This window comes from Vibrio aestuarianus (genome assembly GCF_012395185.1).
Taxonomy (GTDB): Bacteria; Pseudomonadota; Gammaproteobacteria; order Enterobacterales; family Vibrionaceae; genus Vibrio; species Vibrio aestuarianus.
Window position 1 is genome coordinate 1 of the sequence record NZ_JAAZTU010000045.1, and the last position, 21,281, is coordinate 21,281.

The 21,281-nt window shown below is 44.2% G+C and carries 17 protein-coding genes; 13 read left to right on the plus strand and 4 right to left on the minus strand.

Annotated features, from left to right (window positions below; all coding sequences use genetic code 11):
• The 9 genes from HGG78_RS16680 to rpoC form a co-directional block, all read left to right on the plus strand.
• A partial coding sequence (locus HGG78_RS16680; protein ID WP_459559312.1) for an EF-Tu C-terminal domain-related protein occupies positions 1-125 on the plus strand: 125 nt, incomplete at its 5' end.
• A gap of 254 nt (positions 126-379) precedes the next feature.
• The gene (gene secE / locus HGG78_RS16685; protein ID WP_053309807.1) at positions 380-760 is read left to right on the plus strand and encodes a preprotein translocase subunit SecE; all 381 of its coding nucleotides are present in this window, start codon (positions 380-382) and stop codon (positions 758-760) included.
• 12 nt (positions 761-772) lie between these two features.
• A complete protein-coding gene (gene nusG / locus HGG78_RS16690) occupies positions 773-1,321 on the plus strand; it encodes a transcription termination/antitermination protein NusG (RefSeq protein WP_013857954.1) in 549 nt (182 codons plus the stop codon).
• A 130-nt stretch (positions 1,322-1,451) separates the two neighbouring features.
• Complete coding sequence (gene rplK / locus HGG78_RS16695; RefSeq protein ID WP_053309808.1) at positions 1,452-1,880, plus strand: 50S ribosomal protein L11; 429 nt, start codon at positions 1,452-1,454, stop codon at positions 1,878-1,880.
• Between the two features lie 4 nt (positions 1,881-1,884).
• A complete protein-coding gene (rplA, locus tag HGG78_RS16700; RefSeq protein ID WP_053309809.1) occupies positions 1,885-2,586 on the plus strand; it encodes a 50S ribosomal protein L1 in 702 nt (233 codons plus the stop codon).
• A 288-nt stretch (positions 2,587-2,874) separates the two neighbouring features.
• The gene (gene rplJ, locus HGG78_RS16705; RefSeq protein WP_053309810.1) at positions 2,875-3,369 is read left to right on the plus strand and encodes a 50S ribosomal protein L10; all 495 of its coding nucleotides are present in this window, start codon (positions 2,875-2,877) and stop codon (positions 3,367-3,369) included.
• Positions 3,370-3,426: 57 nt separating this feature from the next.
• A complete protein-coding gene (gene rplL / locus HGG78_RS16710) occupies positions 3,427-3,792 on the plus strand; it encodes a 50S ribosomal protein L7/L12 (RefSeq protein WP_053309811.1) in 366 nt (121 codons plus the stop codon).
• A 248-nt stretch (positions 3,793-4,040) separates the two neighbouring features.
• On the plus strand, positions 4,041-8,069 hold the full coding sequence (gene rpoB / locus HGG78_RS16715; protein WP_172533575.1) for a DNA-directed RNA polymerase subunit beta: 4,029 nt from the start codon (positions 4,041-4,043) through the stop codon (positions 8,067-8,069).
• A 79-nt stretch (positions 8,070-8,148) separates the two neighbouring features.
• Positions 8,149-12,351: a DNA-directed RNA polymerase subunit beta' gene (gene rpoC, locus HGG78_RS16720; RefSeq protein ID WP_053309813.1), complete on the plus strand. Its 4,203-nt coding sequence runs from the start codon at positions 8,149-8,151 to the stop codon at positions 12,349-12,351.
• A 142-nt stretch (positions 12,352-12,493) separates the two neighbouring features.
• On the opposite strand, the gene HGG78_RS16725 is transcribed toward rpoC, so the two are convergent.
• Positions 12,494-12,988 carry an Rsd/AlgQ family anti-sigma factor gene (locus HGG78_RS16725; RefSeq protein ID WP_053309814.1) on the minus strand — a complete coding sequence of 165 codons (495 nt, stop codon included), beginning with the start codon at positions 12,986-12,988 and terminating at the stop codon, positions 12,494-12,496.
• Positions 12,989-13,164: 176 nt separating this feature from the next.
• Here HGG78_RS16725 and nudC point away from each other — a divergent pair, with 176 nt between their 5' ends.
• From nudC to HGG78_RS16745, 4 genes are all read left to right on the plus strand, one after another.
• Positions 13,165-13,953, plus strand: a complete 789-nt coding sequence (gene nudC, locus HGG78_RS16730; RefSeq protein WP_172533581.1) for an NAD(+) diphosphatase — start codon at positions 13,165-13,167, stop codon at positions 13,951-13,953.
• Between the two features lie 250 nt (positions 13,954-14,203).
• Positions 14,204-15,271, plus strand: coding sequence for a uroporphyrinogen decarboxylase (hemE, locus tag HGG78_RS16735; protein ID WP_053309815.1), 1,068 nt, complete (start codon positions 14,204-14,206; stop codon positions 15,269-15,271).
• Positions 15,272-15,361: 90 nt separating this feature from the next.
• The gene (locus HGG78_RS16740) at positions 15,362-16,000 is read left to right on the plus strand and encodes a TetR/AcrR family transcriptional regulator (protein WP_053309816.1); all 639 of its coding nucleotides are present in this window, start codon (positions 15,362-15,364) and stop codon (positions 15,998-16,000) included.
• A gap of 88 nt (positions 16,001-16,088) precedes the next feature.
• Positions 16,089-17,048 (plus strand): DHH family phosphoesterase, encoded by a 960-nt coding sequence (locus tag HGG78_RS16745; RefSeq protein ID WP_172533576.1) that lies wholly within the window; start codon positions 16,089-16,091, stop codon positions 17,046-17,048.
• Positions 17,049-17,064: 16 nt separating this feature from the next.
• Here HGG78_RS16745 and HGG78_RS16750 read toward each other — a convergent pair whose 3' ends face one another.
• The 3 genes from HGG78_RS16750 to HGG78_RS16760 form a co-directional block, all read right to left on the minus strand.
• On the minus strand, positions 17,065-18,216 hold the full coding sequence (locus tag HGG78_RS16750; protein ID WP_172533577.1) for a murein hydrolase activator EnvC family protein: 1,152 nt from the start codon (positions 18,214-18,216) through the stop codon (positions 17,065-17,067).
• Between the two features lie 202 nt (positions 18,217-18,418).
• Positions 18,419-19,951, minus strand: coding sequence for a 2,3-bisphosphoglycerate-independent phosphoglycerate mutase (gpmM, locus tag HGG78_RS16755; RefSeq protein WP_172533578.1), 1,533 nt, complete (start codon positions 19,949-19,951; stop codon positions 18,419-18,421).
• Positions 19,952-20,281: 330 nt separating this feature from the next.
• Entirely contained in the window at positions 20,282-21,169 is an 888-nt protein-coding gene (locus HGG78_RS16760; protein ID WP_053309820.1) for a DMT family transporter, read from the minus strand.
• Positions 21,170-21,281 lie beyond the last annotated feature (112 nt).

Sequence of the window (21,281 nt, forward strand, 5' to 3'; positions counted from 1 at the left end):
GTGACAACATCCAAATGGTTGTAGAGCTAATCGCTCCAATCGCGATGGATGAAGGTCTACGTTTCGCGATTCGCGAAGGTGGCCGTACAGTTGGTGCTGGTGTTGTTGCTAAAGTTATCGCTTAATTGCTGATTTAGCCGTTTAAATACGAATAGTATTTGACTAACGACTACCAAAAAGGGCATCATTTGATGCCCTTTTTCTGCGCTAAAATTGGTCATTGTCGATTTGTTGGTCGATAAAGCCAGTGCAAAGGATTTAAGATAGAGAAGTCTTTATCTTGATGAGTATGTATAGGTAACCTTTACCTGTGCTATGGATTTGCCCTGCAACAGCGGGGTTGTTGTCGTCTATATTAAGACTTGTAACAGGTTGGTTTATGAAAGCAAACAATGCTGAAACTCCTGATAGCTCAAGTGCAGCAGACACATTTAAGTGGATTGTCACTTTTGCTCTGTTAGCTGCCGCTGTTGTGGGTAATTACCTGTATGGTGAAATGTCTGTAGTGCTTCGTGCTGCAGGTGTGGTTGTGTTAATTATTGCAGCACTTGGTGTTGCAGCAACAACCACAAAAGGAAAAGCTGCGATTGTGTTTGCACGCGAATCTCGTATGGAAGTTCGCAAAGTGGTATGGCCTACACGCCAAGAAACCATGCAAACCACATTTATCGTTTTAGCTGTAAGTATCGTAATGGCTCTAGTACTGTGGGGCATTGACGGCATTATGGTTCGTCTTGTTGCATTGGTAACTGGGGTATAGAGGGTTTAATACATGAGTGAAGCTCCTAAAAAACGCTGGTATGTAGTTCAAGCCTTCTCTGGATTTGAAGGTCGCGTAGCTCAATCGCTTCGTGAGCATATTAAAATGCACGCGATGGAAGAGTTCTTCGGTGAAGTTCTTGTACCAACGGAAGAAGTCGTTGAAATGCGCGCTGGCCAACGCCGTAAGAGTGAGCGCAAGTTCTTTCCAGGTTATGTACTAGTCCAAATGCTGATGAATGATGAATCATGGCACTTAGTACGTAGCGTTCCTCGTGTAATGGGTTTCATTGGTGGAACCTCTGATCGTCCTGCACCAATCACTGATAAAGAAGCTGATGCTATTCTTAATCGTTTAGAGAAAGCGAGTGAAGCGCCTCGTCCTAAGACGATGTTTGAAGCGGGTGAAGTGGTTCGTGTTAACGAAGGTCCATTTGCTGATTTCAACGGAACAGTTGAAGAAGTGGATTACGAGAAGAGCCGCATTAAAGTATCGGTATCGATCTTTGGTCGTGCGACACCAGTAGAACTTGAGTTTGGTCAAGTTGATAAACTTGATTAAAAAAACACCTTTTTAGGGTTGTTTAGGGTGTGAAATGTGATTATAATTTCGCGCCTTTTTACAGGTCTTTATGACAAAACCGGGGAGCTGATCGGTTGATTAGCGTCTGAACCCAAATTTAGGAAATATCATGGCTAAGAAAGTTGAAGCTTATATCAAGTTGCAAGTTGCAGCTGGTATGGCAAACCCAAGTCCACCAGTTGGTCCTGCTCTAGGTCAACACGGTGTTAACATCATGGAATTCTGTAAAGCGTTTAACGCGAAAACAGAATCAATGGAGAAAGGTCTACCTACTCCAGTTGTTATCACAGTATACAGCGATCGTTCTTTCACGTTCGTAACTAAGACTCCACCTGCTGCAGTTCTTCTTAAGAAAGCGGCTGGTCTTAAGTCTGGTTCTGGTCGTCCAAACACTGAAAAAGTGGGTACGATCACTGATGCTCAAATCCAAGAAATCGCAGAAACTAAAGCTGCAGATATGACTGGTGCTGACATTGAAGCGATGAAACGTTCTATTGCGGGTACTGCTCGTTCAATGGGCCTAGTGGTAGAGGGTTAAGATCATGGCAAAACTAACTAAGCGCATGCGCACTATTCGTGAAAAAGTAGACGCAACTAAAGAATACGAAATCAACGAAGCAGTAGCACTTCTTAAAGAACTAGCTACAGCTAAATTCGTTGAGTCTGTGGACGTTGCTGTAAACTTAGGTATCGATGCTCGTAAATCTGACCAAAACGTACGTGGTGCAACTGTACTACCTCACGGTACTGGTCGTGACATCCGCGTTGCAGTGTTCACTCAAGGTGCAAACGCTGAAGCTGCTAAAGAAGCAGGCGCAGATCTAGTGGGTATGGAAGATCTAGCTGAGCTAGTGAAAAAAGGCGAAATGAACTTCGACGTAGTAGTTGCTTCTCCAGATGCAATGCGCGTTGTTGGTCAACTAGGTACTATCCTAGGTCCACGCGGCCTAATGCCAAACCCTAAAGTTGGTACTGTAACTCCTAACGTTGCTGAAGCTGTTAAAAATGCTAAAGCTGGTCAGGTTCGTTACCGTAACGACAAAAACGGCATCATCCACACTACCATTGGTAAAGTGTCTTTCGATGCTAACCAACTACAAGAGAACTTAGAAGCTCTATTAGTTGCGCTTAAGAAAGCAAAACCGTCTTCAGCGAAAGGTACTTTCCTGAAGAAAGTTAGCATCTCTACTACAATGGGTGCTGGCGTTGCTGTTGATCAGAATACTCTGAACACTCAAGCATAATAATACATTTGATTAGGCGCAGAATTTGTGTATAATTCTGCGCCTAATATTTGTGGTTGGGGCTGAACTTTAGTTCTTAGAATTATGACCCAGTCTCCGTCCAAGACCGTAGGCGCTGTTTGTCTTTTTAGATAAATAACTTAATCGTACCTACGTAGATGGTGCCCGAACTGACAGAAAGCAGAATTTATTTTTAATAGATAATCTTTCTTCTGGGACTGCACCGAAATAACTCTCACTGTTGTGATAATAGTGAGTGGTGTAACGACAACCAGGAGTAAATCCAAGATGGCTTTAAACCTTCAAGACAAAAAAGCAATTGTTGCTGAAGTCAACGAAGCTGCCAGTGGTGCACTTTCTGCAGTTGTTGCTGACTCTCGTGGCGTTCAAGTAGGCGCGATGACTTCTCTACGTAAACAAGCTCGTGAAGCGGGTGTTTACATGAGAGTTGTTCGTAATACTCTAGCTCGTCGCGCAGTAGAAGGCACAGACTACGAATGTCTACAAGACGTATTCGTTGGTCCTACTTTGATTGCATTCTCTAACGAGCACCCTGGTGCTGCAGCGCGTCTTTTCAAAGACTTCGCTAAAGAGAACAAGAACTTTGAAATCAAAGCAGCTGCATTTGAAGGCGCAATTACTGACGCTGAACTACTAGCGACACTACCAACTTACGACGAAGCTATTGCACGCCTAATGATGTGCATGAAAGAAGCTTCTGCAGGCAAGCTGGTACGTACTATCGCTGCTATCCGCGATCAAAAAGAAGAAGCTGCGGCTTAAGCCTTGCTTTTTACTGGTTGCAAAATAAACTTATTGTTGACTTAAAAGAGAATTGTTATGTCTATTACTAACGAGCAAATCCTAGACGCAGTTGCAGAAATGTCTGTAATGCAAGTTGTTGAGCTTATCGAAGCTATGGAAGAAAAATTCGGTGTTTCTGCTGCTGCTGCAGTAGTTTCAGGCGGCGCAGCAGCAGCAGCTGTTGAAGAGCAAACTGAATTCGACGTAATCCTAACTGGCGCTGGCGCAAACAAAGTTGCTGTAATCAAAGCAGTACGTGGCGCGACTGGCCTAGGTCTTAAAGAAGCTAAAGGTCTTGTAGACTCAGCTCCTGCAGCGCTTAAAGAAGGCGTTGACAAAGCTGAAGCTGAAGCTCTTAAAGCTCAGCTAGAAGAAGCAGGCGCTTCTGTTGAAATCAAGTAATTATTACTTGATTTCTTAGCCGCAAGGCTAATGGCTGGTGGTTTATTGACCACCGGCCTTTTTGCGCTGTAGGGTATAGGCGATTTTTCCCGCTGTTTAAACGCTTATATTCGTGCAAAAACACACACCACCATTTTTATATGGCGATGTGTTTACTACATTAAACAGCTGTTAGTCACTGTCCCATCACCTTTTATTTAATACTAGGCGGACAGTTTGGGTCACTTATCAGCGAGCTGAGGAACCCCATGGTTTACTCTTATACCGAGAAAAAGCGCATCCGTAAGGACTTTGGTACTCGTCCACAAGTGTTGGACATTCCATACCTGCTATCGATCCAGCTCGATTCGTTCGACAAGTTTATCGAACAGGATCCTGAAGGACAATACGGTCTTGAGGCTGCTTTTCGTTCTGTATTTCCTATTCAGAGCTATAACGGCAATTCTGAGCTGCAATACGTTAGCTATCGTCTTGGTGAGCCAGTTTTTGACGTTAAAGAATGTCAAATTCGTGGTGTAACTTATTCAAAACCACTACGCGTAAAATTACGTCTAGTGATCTTTGATAAAGACGCGCCAGCAGGTACTGTAAAAGATATTAAAGAACAAGAAGTCTACATGGGTGAAATTCCACTCATGACAGACAATGGTACCTTCGTAATTAATGGTACCGAGAGGGTTATCGTATCCCAGCTGCACCGAAGCCCAGGCGTATTCTTCGACAGCGATAAGGGTAAAACTCACTCATCAGGTAAAGTTCTTTATAACGCACGTGTTATTCCTTACCGTGGTTCATGGTTAGATTTTGAGTTCGATCCAAAAGATAACCTGTACGTACGTATCGACCGTCGTCGTAAATTACCTGCATCTATTATTCTTCGTGCACTTGGCAAATCGACAGAAGAGATCTTGGATCTATTCTTCGAGAAAGTGAACTTTGAAGTTAAAGACAAAACACTACTAATGGCGTTGGTTCCTGAACGTCTACGTGGTGAAACTGCGTCTTTTGACATTGAAGCAAATGGTACGGTTTACGTTGAGCAAGGTCGCCGTGTAACGGCTCGCCATATCCGCCAACTAGAAAAAGATGGTGTTGAGTTTATCGATGTACCTGTTGAGTACATCGTCGGCAAAGTTGCTTCTAAAGATTACATCAATGAAGCGACTGGCGAGATTATCGTTGCGGCAAACCAAGAAATTAGCTTGGAAGCATTAGCGAACCTTTCACAAGCGGGCTATAAGCAACTAGAAGTTCTATTTACGAACGATCTAGATCATGGTCCATTTATGTCAGAGACGTTACGTATCGACAGTACTGTTGATCGTATCTCTGCGCTTGTAGAAATCTATCGCATGATGCGCCCTGGCGAGCCACCAACAAAAGAAGCAGCTGAATCGCTGTTTGAAAGCCTATTCTTCTCAGAAGAACGCTATGATCTATCAACGGTAGGTCGTATGAAGTTCAACAGCTCTATTGAGCGTGAAGATGCAGGCGAGCAAGGTACGCTTGACGAGACTGATATCATCGAAGTGATGAAGAAGTTGATCGCAATCCGTAACGGTATTGGTGAAGTGGACGATATCGACCACCTTGGCAACCGTCGTATCCGCTCTGTTGGCGAAATGGCTGAAAACCAATTCCGCGTAGGTCTTGTACGTGTTGAACGTGCAGTTAAAGAGCGCCTAAGCCTTGGCGATCTTGATGCTATCATGCCTCAAGATTTGATCAATGCTAAGCCTATCTCTGCGGCAGTTAAAGAATTCTTCGGTTCTTCACAGCTATCTCAGTTTATGGACCAGAACAACCCGCTTTCAGAAGTAACGCACAAGCGTCGTATTTCTGCATTGGGTCCTGGCGGTCTAACTCGTGAGCGTGCTGGCTTTGAGGTACGTGACGTACACGTAACTCACTACGGTCGTCTATGTCCGATCGAAACGCCAGAAGGTCCGAACATCGGTCTAATTAACTCACTATCTGCATTTGCACGTTGTAATGAGTACGGTTTCCTTGAGACACCATACCGTCGTGTTGTTGATGGTGTTGTGACTGATGAAGTTGATTACTTATCAGCTATCCAAGAAGGTCAATTTGTTATCGCGCAGGCAAACGCTATTCTTACAGAAGAAGGTACGTTTGCAGATGAGCTGATCACAGCTCGTCAAAAAGGTGAATCTGGTCTTCACCCTCGTGAACATGTTGACTACATGGACGTTGCTACCAACCAAGTAGTATCTATCGCTGCTTCGCTTATCCCGTTCCTAGAACACGATGATGCGAACCGTGCATTGATGGGTGCGAACATGCAACGTCAAGCGGTTCCAACTTTACGCGCTGAGAAGCCGTTGGTTGGTACTGGTATCGAACGTAACGTAGCAGTTGACTCTGGTGTAACTGCGGTTGCTAAACGTGGCGGTATGGTGCAGTCAGTTGATGCATCTCGTATCGTTGTTAAAGTTAATGAAGATGAACTTGTACCTGGTGAAGCGGGTATCGACATCTACAACCTAACTAAATACACACGTTCGAACCAAAATACATGTATTAACCAACGCCCTACTGTGATGCCAGGTGAACCTGTTGCTCGCGGTGACGTACTTGCTGATGGTCCTTCAACAGACCTTGGTGAGCTAGCGCTTGGTCAAAACATGCGTATCGCATTCATGCCTTGGAATGGTTATAACTTCGAAGACTCGATCTTAGTATCTGAGCGCGTAGTTCAAGAAGACCGTTTCACGACAATTCACATTCAAGAACTATCTTGTGTGGCTCGTGATACTAAGCTGGGTTCTGAAGAGATCACAGCGGATATTCCAAACGTAGGTGAATCTGCTCTGTCTAAACTAGATGAGTCAGGTATCGTTTACATTGGTGCTGAAGTTAAGGGTGGCGACATCCTAGTAGGTAAAGTAACTCCGAAAGGCGAAACTCAACTTACTCCAGAAGAGAAGCTACTACGTGCTATCTTCGGTGAAAAAGCCTCTGATGTTAAAGATACATCGCTACGTGTACCAAACTCTGTTTCAGGTACCATCATTGACGTTCAAGTTTTCACTCGCGATGGCGTAGAGAAAGACAAGCGTGCGCTTGAAATTGAACACATGCAGCTAAAAGAAGCGAAGAAAGACCTTACTGAAGAGTTCCAAATCTTTGAAGGTGGTCTACTTGCTCGTGTGAAAGCTGTATTGCTAAACGGTGGTTACTCTGAAACTAAGCTTGATTCGATCGATCGTAAGAAATGGCTAGAGCAAACGTTAGAAGACGACGAGCTACAATCTCAACTTGAACAGCTTGCTGAGCAATGGGATGAGCTAAAAGCTGACTTCGATAAGAAGTTTGAAGCGAAACGTCGCAAAATCACTCAAGGTGATGATCTAGCGCCTGGCGTTCTGAAGATTGTTAAAGTTTACCTAGCGGTTAAACGTCGTATCCAGCCTGGTGATAAGATGGCAGGTCGTCACGGTAACAAGGGTGTAATCTCTAAGATCAACCCTGTTGAAGACATGCCTTACGATGAAAACGGTCAGCCGGTTGATATCGTACTAAACCCACTGGGTGTACCTTCACGTATGAACATCGGTCAGATCCTAGAAGTACACTTAGGTTTGGCTGCAAAAGGTATTGGTGACAAGATCAACCAAATGGTTAAGGAACAACAAGAGCTGGCTAAGTTCCGTGAGTTCCTACAGAAGGTTTATGATCTCGGTGATACTCGTCAGAAAGTTGATATTGCAACATTATCTGATGATGAAGTTCGTACGCTAGTTGGCAACCTACGTGGTGGTTTACCAATTGCAACTCCAGTATTTGATGGTGCTTCAGAAGCATCAATCAAAGAACTATTGAGCCTCGGTGATCTACCAACTTCTGGTCAGCTTACCTTGTTTGATGGTCGTACTGGTGATGCGTTTGAGCGTCCTGTAACTGTTGGTTACATGTACATGCTTAAACTGAACCACCTTGTTGACGATAAGATGCACGCTCGTTCAACTGGTTCGTACAGCCTAGTAACTCAGCAACCACTTGGTGGTAAAGCTCAGTTCGGTGGTCAGCGTTTCGGTGAGATGGAAGTATGGGCACTAGAAGCATACGGTGCTGCTTACACGTTACAAGAAATGCTAACCGTTAAGTCAGATGACGTTAACGGTCGTACGAAGATGTATAAAAACATCGTCGATGGTGACCATAGCATGGAACCTGGCATGCCAGAGTCTTTCAACGTATTGCTGAAAGAAATCCGCTCGCTAGGTATCAACATCGAGCTAGAAGACGAAGAGTAATCTTGACGGTAAACCCTCTGGATTATCCTGGTAGAAAGGCGCTCGCCGAGCGCCTTTTAACTCCTTACAGGAGCTGATTGTGAAAGACTTATTAAACTTTCTAAAAGCACAGCATAAGACCGAAGAATTTGATGCAATCAAAATCGGTCTATCTTCACCAGACATGATTCGTTCATGGTCTTTTGGTGAAGTTAAAAAACCTGAAACGATCAACTATCGTACGTTCAAGCCTGAACGTGATGGTCTGTTCTGTGCGCGTATCTTTGGTCCAGTAAAAGACTATGAATGTCTTTGTGGCAAATATAAGCGTTTGAAACACCGTGGTGTGATCTGTGAGAAGTGTGGCGTTGAAGTTACACAAACTAAAGTTCGTCGTGACCGTATGGGCCACATCGAGCTTGCATCACCAGTGGCTCACATCTGGTTCCTAAAATCGTTACCATCTCGTATCGGTTTGCTAATGGATATCCCTCTACGTGATATCGAACGTGTTCTTTACTTCGAAATGTATGTAGTAACTGAACCGGGTATGACAGATCTAGAAAAGAGTCAGATGCTTACTGAAGAAGAGTATCTAGACCGTCTAGAAGAGTGGGGCGACGAGTTTACTGCGAAAATGGGTGCAGAAGCGATCAAAGACCTTCTTGGTTCTATGGATCTTGCAGCCGAAGTAGAAATGATGCGTGAAGAGTTAGAAACGACTAACTCAGAAACTAAACGCAAAAAACTGACGAAGCGTCTGAAGCTTGTTGAAGCGTTTATCAGCTCAGGTAATAACCCTGAGTGGATGATCCTTACAGTGCTTCCGGTTCTTCCGCCAGATCTACGTCCTCTAGTACCGCTAGATGGCGGTCGCTTTGCGACATCTGATCTAAACGATCTATACCGTCGTGTGATCAACCGTAACAACCGTTTGAAGCGTCTTCTAGAGCTAGCAGCTCCGGACATCATCGTACGTAACGAAAAACGTATGCTGCAAGAGTCTGTTGATGCGCTACTAGATAACGGTCGTCGTGGTCGTGCGATCACGGGTTCTAACAAGCGTCCTCTGAAATCTCTTGCTGATATGATCAAGGGTAAACAAGGTCGTTTCCGTCAGAACCTACTAGGTAAACGTGTAGACTACTCTGGTCGTTCTGTAATCACAGTAGGTCCGACACTACGTTTGCACCAGTGTGGTCTTCCTAAGAAGATGGCACTTGAGCTATTCAAACCATTTATCTACAGCAAGCTAGAAACTCGTGGCATGGCGACGACAATCAAAGCGGCTAAGAAAATGGTTGAGCGCGAAGAAGCGGTTGTTTGGGATATCCTAGACGAAGTGATCCGTGAACACCCAGTACTATTGAACCGTGCACCAACACTTCACCGTCTTGGTATCCAGGCGTTCGAACCAGTACTTATCGAAGGTAAAGCGATTCAGCTACACCCACTTGTGTGTGCGGCGTATAACGCGGACTTCGATGGTGACCAAATGGCGGTTCACGTGCCTCTAACTTTAGAAGCACAGCTTGAAGCTCGTACTCTGATGATGTCGACAAACAACATTCTGTCGCCAGCATCAGGTGATCCGATCATCGTACCTTCTCAGGACGTTGTATTGGGTCTGTACTACATGACTCGCGAAATGATCAACGCGAAAGGTGAAGGTATGTACCTTGCTGGCCCTAAAGAGGCTGAAAAGGCATACCGTACTAAGACAGCTGCGCTACATGCACGCGTTAAAGTACGTATCACTGAAACTGTTGTTGATGAAGACGGTCACAGCACGACAGAAACTAAGATGGTCGATACGACTGTTGGTCGTGCAATGCTATGGCAAATCGTGCCTAAAGGCCTGCCTTATAGCATCGTGAACCAAAAGCTTGGCAAAAAGCAGATCTCTAACCTATTGAACGAAGCTTACCGTAAGCTTGGTTTGAAAGACACAGTCGTATTTGCTGACCAAATTATGTATACCGGTTTTGCTTACGCTGCTCTTTCTGGTGTATCAGTTGGTATCGACGATATGGTTGTACCAGCGGCTAAATACACTGAAATTGCTGAAGCAGAAGAAGAAGTACGTGAAATCCAAGAGCAATTCCAATCAGGTCTTGTGACTGCGGGTGAGCGCTACAACAAAGTTATCGATATCTGGGCGTCTACCAACGACCGTGTTGCGAAAGCGATGATGGATAACCTGTCTTCTGAAACAGTAATCAACCGTGACGGTGAAGAAGAGAAACAAGAGTCGTTCAACAGCATCTACATGATGGCTGACTCGGGCGCTCGTGGTTCTGCGGCACAGATTCGTCAGCTAGCGGGTATGCGTGGTCTGATGGCGCGTCCAGATGGTTCGATCATCGAAACGCCGATCACTGCGAACTTTAAAGAAGGTCTGAACGTACTACAGTACTTTATCTCAACGCACGGTGCTCGTAAGGGTCTTGCGGATACAGCACTTAAGACAGCGAACTCAGGTTACCTGACTCGTCGTCTAGTAGACGTAGCACAAGACGTTGTTGTAACTGAACATGACTGTGGCACTCATGAGGGTGTCGACATGATGCCTCATATCGAGGGTGGTGATGTTAAAGTTGCACTAACTGAACTTGCTCTAGGTCGTGTAGTTGCTGAAGATGTACTAAAACCTGGCACAGAAGAAGTTCTGATCCCACGTAATACTCTGATTGATGAGAAGTGGTGTCAGATCATGGAAGAGAACTCAGTTGACAGCATGCGCGTACGCTCAGTTGTTACTTGTGACTCTGACTTCGGTTGTTGTGCTCAGTGTTACGGTCGTGACCTAGCTCGTGGTCACCTAGTGAACCAAGGTGAAGCGGTCGGTGTTATCGCGGCTCAATCTATCGGTGAACCTGGTACACAGCTAACGATGCGTACGTTCCACATCGGTGGTGCAGCATCGACGGCAGCCGCAGAGAACAGCATTCAAGCTAAGAACAACGGTTCTGTTAAGCTTCACAACGCTAAGTTCGTAATTAACAAAGATAAGAAACTGGTAATCACGTCTCGTGCATCAGAATTGACTATCATTGACGAATTTGGTCGTACTAAAGAGAAGCACAAACTGCCTTACGGTTCTATCTTGAGCAAAGGTGATAACGATGCAGTTGAAGCTGGTCAAACAGTTGCTAACTGGGAAGCGCACACATTGCCAATCATCACTGAAGTGGCAGGTCGTATCCAATTCGTTGACATGATCGATGGTGTAACGGTTTCTCGCCAGACAGATGACCTTACAGGTCTATCTTCAAGTGAAGTAACTGAAGCGGCCGCTCGTCCTGCTGCAGGTAAAGATATGCGTCCAGCTATCAAACTTGTGGATGAGAAAGGTAACGATGTAATGATCCCTGGTACTGATATGCCAGCTCAATACTTCCTACCAGGTAAAGCGATCGTTAACATTGAAGATGGCAGTGAAGTAGGCATTGGTGACACACTAGCGCGTATTCCACAAAAATCTAGCGGTAACCGAGATATCACGGGTGGTCTACCTCGCGTAGCTGACTTGTTTGAAGCTCGTAAACCGAAAGAGCCTGCTATTCTTGCTGAACACACAGGTACTGTGTCATTTGGTAAAGAAACGAAAGGTAAACGTCGTCTAATCATCACTCGTGAGGGTGGCGAAGCTTATGAAGAAATGATTCCTAAGCACCGTCAGCTAAACGTGTTTGAAGGTGAGAAGATCGAACGTGGTGATGTTATCGCCGATGGTCCAGAGACTCCGCACGATATCCTACGTCTACGTGGTATTCATGCAGTAACTTCTTACATCGCCAACGAAGTTCAAGAAGTTTACCGTCTGCAAGGCGTTAAGATTAACGATAAGCACATTGAGACTATCGTTCGTCAAATGCTACGTAAGTGTACGATTACACACGCTGGTGACTCTGAGTTCCTAGTGGGTGAGCAAGTTGAATACTCAAACGTTAAGATTGCAAACCGCAACCTAGAAGCTGACGGCAAACAGCCAGCTCGTTTCGAGCGTGAGCTACTAGGTATTACGAAGGCATCACTAGCGACTGAATCGTTCATCTCTGCGGCATCGTTCCAAGAGACAACTCGCGTACTAACAGAAGCAGCAGTTTCTGGTAAGCGTGATGATCTTCGTGGTCTGAAAGAAAACGTAATTGTGGGTCGTCTAATTCCTGCAGGTACTGGTTTCGCATACCACCAAGAGCGTCAAGCTAAGCGTGCTGCTCAACTAGAAGGTCCGTCTGCTGAACAAGCAACTGATAATCTAGCAGCATTGCTAAACGCAGGCTTTTCTTCAGAAGAATAAGTAGTCTAACGAGCAATCGTAAAGCGTTATGATAAAGGCACCTTCGGGTGCCTTTTGAGTTTCTGCTAGATAGGTTGAGCCGAGAAAGTAAAAAGGCTTATCCGATTCGAATAAGCCTTGATGCTTGAAAGTGAGGTTGTGATTAAGCCCCTGGAGGAATAGCTAAGCTATCGGCGATTAATTGAATCAAGTAATCTTCTACTTCAAACCTAGCTTCAATAATTTCACCAATTAATGACAGGTCACTGTCGAAGTCATCCAGATCATCCTCATCACTTACTGCTGCATATTTGTCGGTAAAATTAAGTAGAGGTTCTGTCGTGAGAACGATTTTGCCATAGGTCTGATTAATTTCATCTGTCGCTTCAAAGCCAGTGGAGCGCCATTTATCCATCACCATGTCATATATTTTAAAATGACCTTCCGAGATGTAGTCGACCAGCTGTTGGCAAAATAATTGTAATTCTTTAGGGGAGGGAAGTTCTGTTACGTTTGTCTTAGCCGAACAGGGTTGTAGAGCGGCAAGTTTGCAGTATTCTACAATCAGTGTTTGACGAGTATCGAGCCAATGATCAATTAACTCACTGGAACCGCCCCATTGTTCTTGTGTTCGTTTTAATTTTTTTAGCATGACCATGCCCTCATGATCTGGCCACAAAATGTGACCTTTTCCTTTGCGTAGGGTTGTGTCTTTGTAGATACAACTTATTGTCCTTACAAGAATTTATAGAACTAAAATTGCAATGTTACAAATTCTGGTATGAATTTAGATTGCCAGTAAAATGGAACAACTGCAAGGAAAGAGGTATGAACATGTTACAAAAGAGTGATGTAAAATCCGCTTATTGGTGTGTTGTTTCAGGAAGTGAGATCTGGACCATCAATGGTGAGCTTCCATTTGGTTGTGCTGCTGACTACTCGTTACCTCAAGAGAAAGCGATTGAGATAACGCGTTATAACGGTCATCCAGTGATGTGGCTCAATGATGCAGACCTTGATAAAGAAAATGAAATGACCTCATTACGGGAGCTTCTGCACCTAAATCAAGAGCTATTCTTTGCTGTGAGCAAAGCGATTCAGTACGGACATATGAGCCAAACATTACGCTTTTGCCCGCAATGTGGCGGACGTAATTTTCTCAACCATAATCAACTGGCCATGCAGTGCGGAGAATGCCGTACTCTACATTATCCGCGCATTTTCCCTTGCATCATTGTTGCGGTGCGCAAGCAAGATCAAATACTACTCGCGCAGCACCCAAGGCATAAAAGCGGAATGTATACCGTGATTGCTGGCTTTCTTGAAGTTGGTGAAACATTAGAACAGTGTGTGGCACGTGAAGTGTTCGAAGAAACAGGCATCAAAGTGAAAAACATTCACTACTTTGGTAGCCAGCCTTGGGCATTCCCTTCTAGCATGATGATGGGATTTGTTGCTGAATATCAGTCTGGTACTATCAAGCCAGATTACACAGAATTGAGTGATGCGTGTTGGTTTGGTGTCGATAAAATGCCACAGGTTGCCCCAGTTGGTACGATTGCTAGAGCTTTAATTGAGCATACTGTTGCAGAAATAAAGGAACGGTACCCTACTGAAAAGTAAAAAAAACCCTCCGATGAAGGAGGGGGTAAGTAAGATGTCGTTATGAGATGCTGAGTACTTAATACCCAGTTTATTATTGTAGTTTTCGCTAGCGAGCAAATTTTTAACATTGTTACATGTTGCTTGCAAATTAAGCATTGATTTAAAAGTTAATAACTTGATCTAGGTTGCAAAGCACACAGCTTTTGCCTGTTATTCGATGTTAGAATAGCGCCCACAAAAAATAATAAGCCTTAAATTGGAAGACGGAATGACTGAATTAAAAAATGACCGCTATTTGCGTGCACTGCTAAAACAACCTGTCGATTGCACACCCGTATGGATGATGCGTCAAGCGGGTCGTTATCTGCCAGAATACCGTGCAACTCGTTCGCAAGCGGGTGACTTTATGTCTTTGTGTAAAAACGCAGAGCTTGCCTCTGAGGTGACATTGCAGCCACTGCGTCGTTTCCCACTGGATGCCGCTATTCTGTTTTCTGATATTCTGACAATCCCAGATGCGATGGGATTGGGGTTGTACTTTGAAGCTGGTGAAGGTCCTAAATTTGAACGCCCAATAACTTGTAAAGCTGATGTGGATAAAATTGGTTTGCCTGACCCTGAAGGTGAACTGCAATATGTGATGAATGCGGTGCGTCAGATCCGTAAAGATCTGCAAGGCGAAGTGCCACTAATTGGTTTTTCTGGTAGCCCATGGACACTAGCCACCTATATGGTTGAAGGCGGTAGCTCGAAAGCGTTTACTAAAATCAAGAAAATGATGTATGCCGAGCCACAAACGCTGCACCTTTTACTCGATAAGCTAGCGGACAGTGTTATTGAGTACCTTAACGCACAAATTAAAGCCGGTGCTCAATCAGTAATGGTTTTTGATACCTGGGGTGGTGTACTTACCCCCCGTGACTACAACCTCTTTTCACTGCAGTACATGCATAAAATCGTCGATGGATTGATTCGTGAAAATGATGGGCGTCGTGTGCCGGTAACTTTATTTACAAAGAATGGCGGCATGTGGTTAGAGCAAATCGCAGCGACTGGCTGTGATGCAGTTGGTCTCGATTGGACAATCAATATCGCTGATGCGAAATCTCGTGTCGGTGATAAAGTTGCTTTACAAGGTAATATGGATCCATCAATGCTTTACGCGCAACCTGAACGAATTCGTCAAGAAGTGGCAACGATTCTAGAAGGTTTTGGTGAGGGGGGGACTGGTCACGTATTCAACCTTGGGCATGGTATTCACCTTGATGTACCACCAGAAAATGCCGGTGTATTTGTTGAAGCCGTGCATGAGTTGTCGAAGCCATACCATAAGTAATTAGCATTAAAGTACCTTATATTGGTAAGGTACTTTTCCTATTCTAATATAGATAGGAATAATCAATGAACTCAAAGCTAATGAGGCAAGATGAAGACAAAAGATAGGATCGTGTATGCGGCATTAGAGCTGTTTAACGAACATGGTGAAAGAACCATTACCACTAATCATATCGCAGCTCACATCGAGATTAGCCCCGGTAATTTGTATTACCACTTCCGTAACAAACAAGAAATTGTTCGCGAAATCTTTGCGTTATATTCCGCTGAACTACTTGAACGTTTTACACCGATTCAAGGGCAACGAGAAAGCTTGACCCTGCTCAAGCATTATCTTGATTCGATCTTTACCTTAATGTGGAAATATCGTTTCTTCTATGCCAATTTGCCGGAAATTCTTCAGCGCGATGAAGTGCTACATGAAGAATATATTCAAGTGCAAGAAAAGTTGCAAAGTAACCTGATTGACATTATGCGAGCATTCGTTGACTTAAAACTGCTGGCGGTGGTTGAGGATGAAATGAAGCCGTTAGTCACGACGCTACATATGATTGCTTCAAGTTGGCTTAGTTATCAATCGGCAATGTCTTCTAAAACACACATTACTGAGCAAGTCATTCACCAAGGCATGTTGCAAATGATTGCAGTGGTTAAGCCGAAGGCAACAGAGCAAGGAATAGAACAGCTTCTGTTGTTAGAAGACGGCGTTCGTGCAATGAATGCACAATGAGTGATTAGTTATAACCTTTGAGTATTGTTATTAAGCAATTGAAACTGCTAGTTTCTCGGCTATTCAATTACGAAGGGTTCTCCTTGATATGCATTATGACATCTTTAATGGTGATGCTGATGGCATCATCTCTCTTCTTCAAATCAGGCTTGCTCAGCCACGTACAACAACGTTGATTACTGGTGTCAAACGCGATATTCAATTACTTGAAGGATTGGATTTTAAATCGAGAGATAGCTTCACGGTGTTGGATCTTTCTCTCAATAAAAATCGTACCGCTTTACAGCGAGCTCTTGATATGGGGGTGACAGTATTCTATGCCGATCATCACCAAGCCGATGATATTCCTGTTAGCCGCCTGCTTGATGCTCATATTGATTTAGATCCAGATACTTGCACTGCATTGATTGTCGATAAATGGCTCGGTGGGCAATTCCATGAATGGGCAATAACTGCCGCTTATGGTGACAATTTGCTAGCGAAGGCCGATAAGCTAGCTATTAAAGCCGGGCTGAGCATTAATCAAGCAGAGCAGCTCAAGGAATTGGGGACGTTAATCAATTATAACGGCTATGGAGAATCGGTTGATCAGCTTCATTATCATCCAGCAAATTTGTATCAAGCATTATTGGTCTATCCGTCTCCATTTGATGTTATTGCAGACATCAATTCTCCCTTTTATCATCTGCAACAGGCCTACGAACAAGATATGCAGGCCGCTCAGTCATTAACTCCAATTCATCGCAGTCAATGGTTAAGTGTGTTTGAATTACCTGACGACGCGGCTTCGCATCGAGTCTGTGGGGTGTTTGGAAATTGGCTTGCTAACCAAACTCCCGGTTCAGCGCATGCCGTTTTAACCCAAAACCAAAATGGCAGTTATACGGTGTCATTACGCGCCCCTTTAGATAATAAACAAGGGGCTGGCGGTTTGTGCAGTGCCTTTGCCACAGGCGGGGGAAGGGAAGCAGCTGCCGGAATTAATGCACTCGATAAATCTCAGTTAGCTGAATTTATTGATACTGTTGAAGTGTATTACCGTAAATAAACCGGGGGTGGTTAGCTTATCGAGTTAGCCAACTTTTCGGGTTTTCTGCTTTACTGTTACGTCGAATTTCAAAATAAAGAGAAGGTTGTGACTGCCCACCGGTATCGCCAGCTAAGGCAATCGTTTCTCCGGCAATGACCTTGTCCCCCTCTTTTTTCAGCAGGCTTTGGTTAAATCCATACAAGGTCATGTCACCTTTACCATGGTCGAGTAATACAACCAGACCATAGCCACGTAGATATTCGGCAAACACGACAGTTCCAGAATAAACTGCTTTTACTGACTGACCGTAATTGGCGTCGATCACGATCCCTTTCCAATCAATTTGTCCGCTTTGACGAGTACCAAAACTGTGTAAAATTTTCCCTTTCAATGGCCAAGGTAATTTGCCTTTTTGCTTAGCCAAACCATCCATTAATACCGCGTTACGCTTTGCTGCTTTGGCGATTTCTGCTTGTAAGCGGGTTTCATTGCGTTGTAGCTCAGCCAAATAGACTTTGTCACCAGAAATACTTTTTTGAATTTTATTAACGGTTTGACGTCGTTGAGACTGTGTTTTAGCTAATGTATCACGCTTCTTCGTTTGCTGTTCAAGCAGCGAGGCAATTTGGTCACGTTCAAGCTGTAATTGTCGGTCACTTTCGTTCAACTCGACTTGCGTACTTTCCAGTTCTTGAATCGTCTTGGTGCGCGCTTTGGCAAGGTGTTGATAATACTGGCTTATTCTATCTTCTTCTATGCCATTGTTGAGTATGTTTGCCGCGGCTGTTGCTCGTTGGGTGGCGTAGTAAGTTTTGATGAGTTGGGCGAGTTTCTCTGTTTGTTGTGTTTTCTGATTTTCTAGCAGCTTAATTTTTTGTCTAAGTTTATCGATATTAGCATTGGCAGTCGTCAATTGCGTTTTGGTAGCTTTGATTTCATTTTCTAAGCTCGAGATACCTAGCTCTTGAGTTTTCAATGAATTTTGTAGGGCATCAAGCTCTTTTTGCTGCTTAGTGAGTGTTTTCTGCTGACGAGAAATTTCCCCCTTCACGCCGTTTAATTCTTGTTGTGTTGCTGCGTAAATATGAGTGCTTGAGATACAACCGATCCCTATAACCAGTGTCAGGCTTATTTTTTGCCATAGAGCAGAAATCTTGATTGGTTGCGGTGTCGGCTTATTTTTCATCAGCTTTTCAAGTTTATATCTACAAATAAGTAAACCAGTATACTCAAAGCGATAGGAGAGTCGAAATTTGAATGTCAAAACTTGCAATCAAATCCGATCTTTAGACGAAAAAAAGCCTCGGCGGATATCGTCGAGGCTTAGGTTGATTGCGTTTTTTGCTACAGACCTAGAATGACCCGTTCGCGAACACTCAGTTTGTCAGTTACTTATATAGAACTTCACCTGACATTTCGGCAGGAATTTCCATATCAGTTAAAGCCAGCATCGTTGGGGCTAGGTCAGACAGTTTACCACCTTCTTTTAGCTCAAGATCTTTGCTACCCACGTAAATAAGTGGTACTGGCAGGTTAGTATGCGCTGTGTGTACACCGCCAGTTTCTGGGTTTACCATCATCTCTGCGTTGCCGTGGTCAGCTGTGATAAGTAGTTGGCCATCCACTTCTTTAATGGCTTCAACTACCTTGCCAATGCATTCATCTAATGCTTCACACGCTTTTACTGCTGCATCGTAAACGCCAGTATGGCCAACCATATCGCCATTCGGGTAGTTACAGATGATAGCGTCATATTTACCAGATTTGATCGCAGCAACGAGCTTTTCAGTTAGCTCTGGTGCGCTCATTTCTGGTTGTAGGTCATAAGTTGCAACTTTTGGAGAGGCAACTAATTGACGCTCTTCTCCGGCGAATTCGCTCTCAACACCACCGTTGAAGAAGAAAGTAACGTGCGCGTATTTTTCGGTCTCAGAAATACGAAGCTGCGTTTTACCTGCTTTTGATAGCCACTCACCGTAAGTGTTTTCTAGTGATGCTGGTGGAAAAGCGCAAGCTAGAGGAATATCGGCTGCGTATTGAGTTAGCATCACAAAATCAACGGCTGGGAACTTAGCACGTTCAAAACCGTCAAAATCAGGTACGAATGCACGAGTAATTTCACGAGCACGGTCAGCACGGTAGTTCATAAAGATAACGGCATCGCCATCTTCCATGGCTGCTGATTGCTGCTCTTCAGTTTTGATTTCAGTCGCTTTAACGAATTCATCGTTTTCTTCACGAGCGTAAGCGGCTTCAAGACCTGCCACTGCAGAATCAAAAGTGTACTCAGCTTTAGCTTCAACCAACAGGTCGTATGATTTCTGTACACGATCCCAGTTGTTATCACGGTCCATGGCATAGTAGCGTCCGATCAGTGATGCAATGCGACCTTTGCCAAGTTTCGCGAAAAGCTCTTGGAAGCGTTGTAATGAACCTTCAGCACTGCGTGGCGGTGTATCACGGCCATCTAAGAAACAGTGTAGGTAGATTTTTTCAGCGCCACGAGCGGCTGCCATTTCAATCGCTGCGTAGATGTGGTCTTCATGAGAGTGAACGCCACCAGGAGACATCAAACCTAGTAGGTGAACGGCTTTACCTGCTTTGATCGCTTTATCCATCGCTGCGACTAAAGCTTCAGTTTGTTGAAACTCACCATCGGCGATCGATTTAGTGATGCGAGTGAGGTCTTGGTAGACAATGCGACCAGCACCAATGTTGGTGTGACCCACTTCTGAGTTACCCATTTGGCCATCTGGTAGACCTACGTCCATACCTGAAGCTGAAATAAGTGTATTTGGGTTGTTCGCGATTAAGCTATCCATGACTGGAGTATTCGCGTTGTTGATTGCGTTGTTTGCGTTATCTTCACGGTAACCCCAACCGTCAAGAATTACTAAAGCCATTGGCTTCTTAGCTGACATAGTTATGACCTCGTCAAATTCAAAGTAACTTAAAACAGAAATTAGCGTAATTTTACTACACTTTGAAGCGATTGCAGTAGGTTAAGATCAATGATTCTCCCTATCAATGCCTATAATACCAATCGTAGTAAATAACTGTTCACCCTAGCTTGTTAAAAAACTCGATAACTGCGTTAGAATTTTTGATTGTAGAATAACTACTTATCGAAAAATTCCGCCTTGTTCTCAAGAATTTTCCCTACGCTATTTCTGATCACTTACTTACTGTGATTGGTATAAAGGTAGCCTATTGATCAACATTCTTAAGCCAATAGAACGGGTTACAATGGTTTAATAGACCAGAATTCCCGTTCCTAAGACGGCAATTAAAGCGCCACACCAAGCGAAGCGGTTGGGTCTTTGTTTGGTATACAACCATAAAATTGGCAGTAACATGATTGGAGTTGTAGAAGATAGTAGCGCTACCATGCCGACATTTCCTTCTCGTAAGGCATAGAGGATTAAAGTCATTCCTACTGCCATTGCAAGAAAACCGTTAATGGCCGTGATAGTAAATATGCGCAGGTTAATGGCTTGGGTTGCTCGCGCCAATTTAGCCCCGGTAAATAGAAATAAACAGTGGGCTGTAAATGCGGTTATCATCCTGATTGCAGAGGCGGAAACAGGGTCAATGCCGGTTTGCATCACTGGCTTGGCAATGATGCCGCCTAAAGCTTGGCACAACGCGGCGATAAGACCAAGGCTGATACCAATCCAAATGCGGCCGTTAATGGCTTCTAATGCGTTATGATTTTGTCCACGACGACCAAAAAATATGGCGGTGAGTACGCCAGAAAAGACCAAGGAAGCACCGAGTAATTCAGCATTACTCATACTTTCGCTGAATAAAAAATAACCGAGAATAGCAGAAAATACCGCATGGCAAGAAAATAGCAGCCCCGCTTGTCTAGGACCCATACGGTTTAAGCAGGCGAATAATGCTGTGTCGCCAATGAAAATCCCAATTAATCCAGAAAGCATCATTGGAGTGATCATATCGCCATTGACTGTTGCCCAGCCCCCCGTTGCAAATGCCATGCTGATTAAGATTACCGAGGTGCAGCCCATTCGCCAGCGACTATAAGCAAAGGTACCTAAATGTTTGGCTGGTATTACCGACATGAGACTGGCAATAGCCCAAAGAAATGCAGCAGCAAGAGCGAGCCACTCGTAACCCATGATGACATCCTTGTGGGGGTTAAGGGGCTCTCAATATGCCTTAATGAGTGGAGAAAACAAAGATAATTTGTTGGCTGCCTCTAACGCTCCATTTCATGAGGCAGCCCGGTGG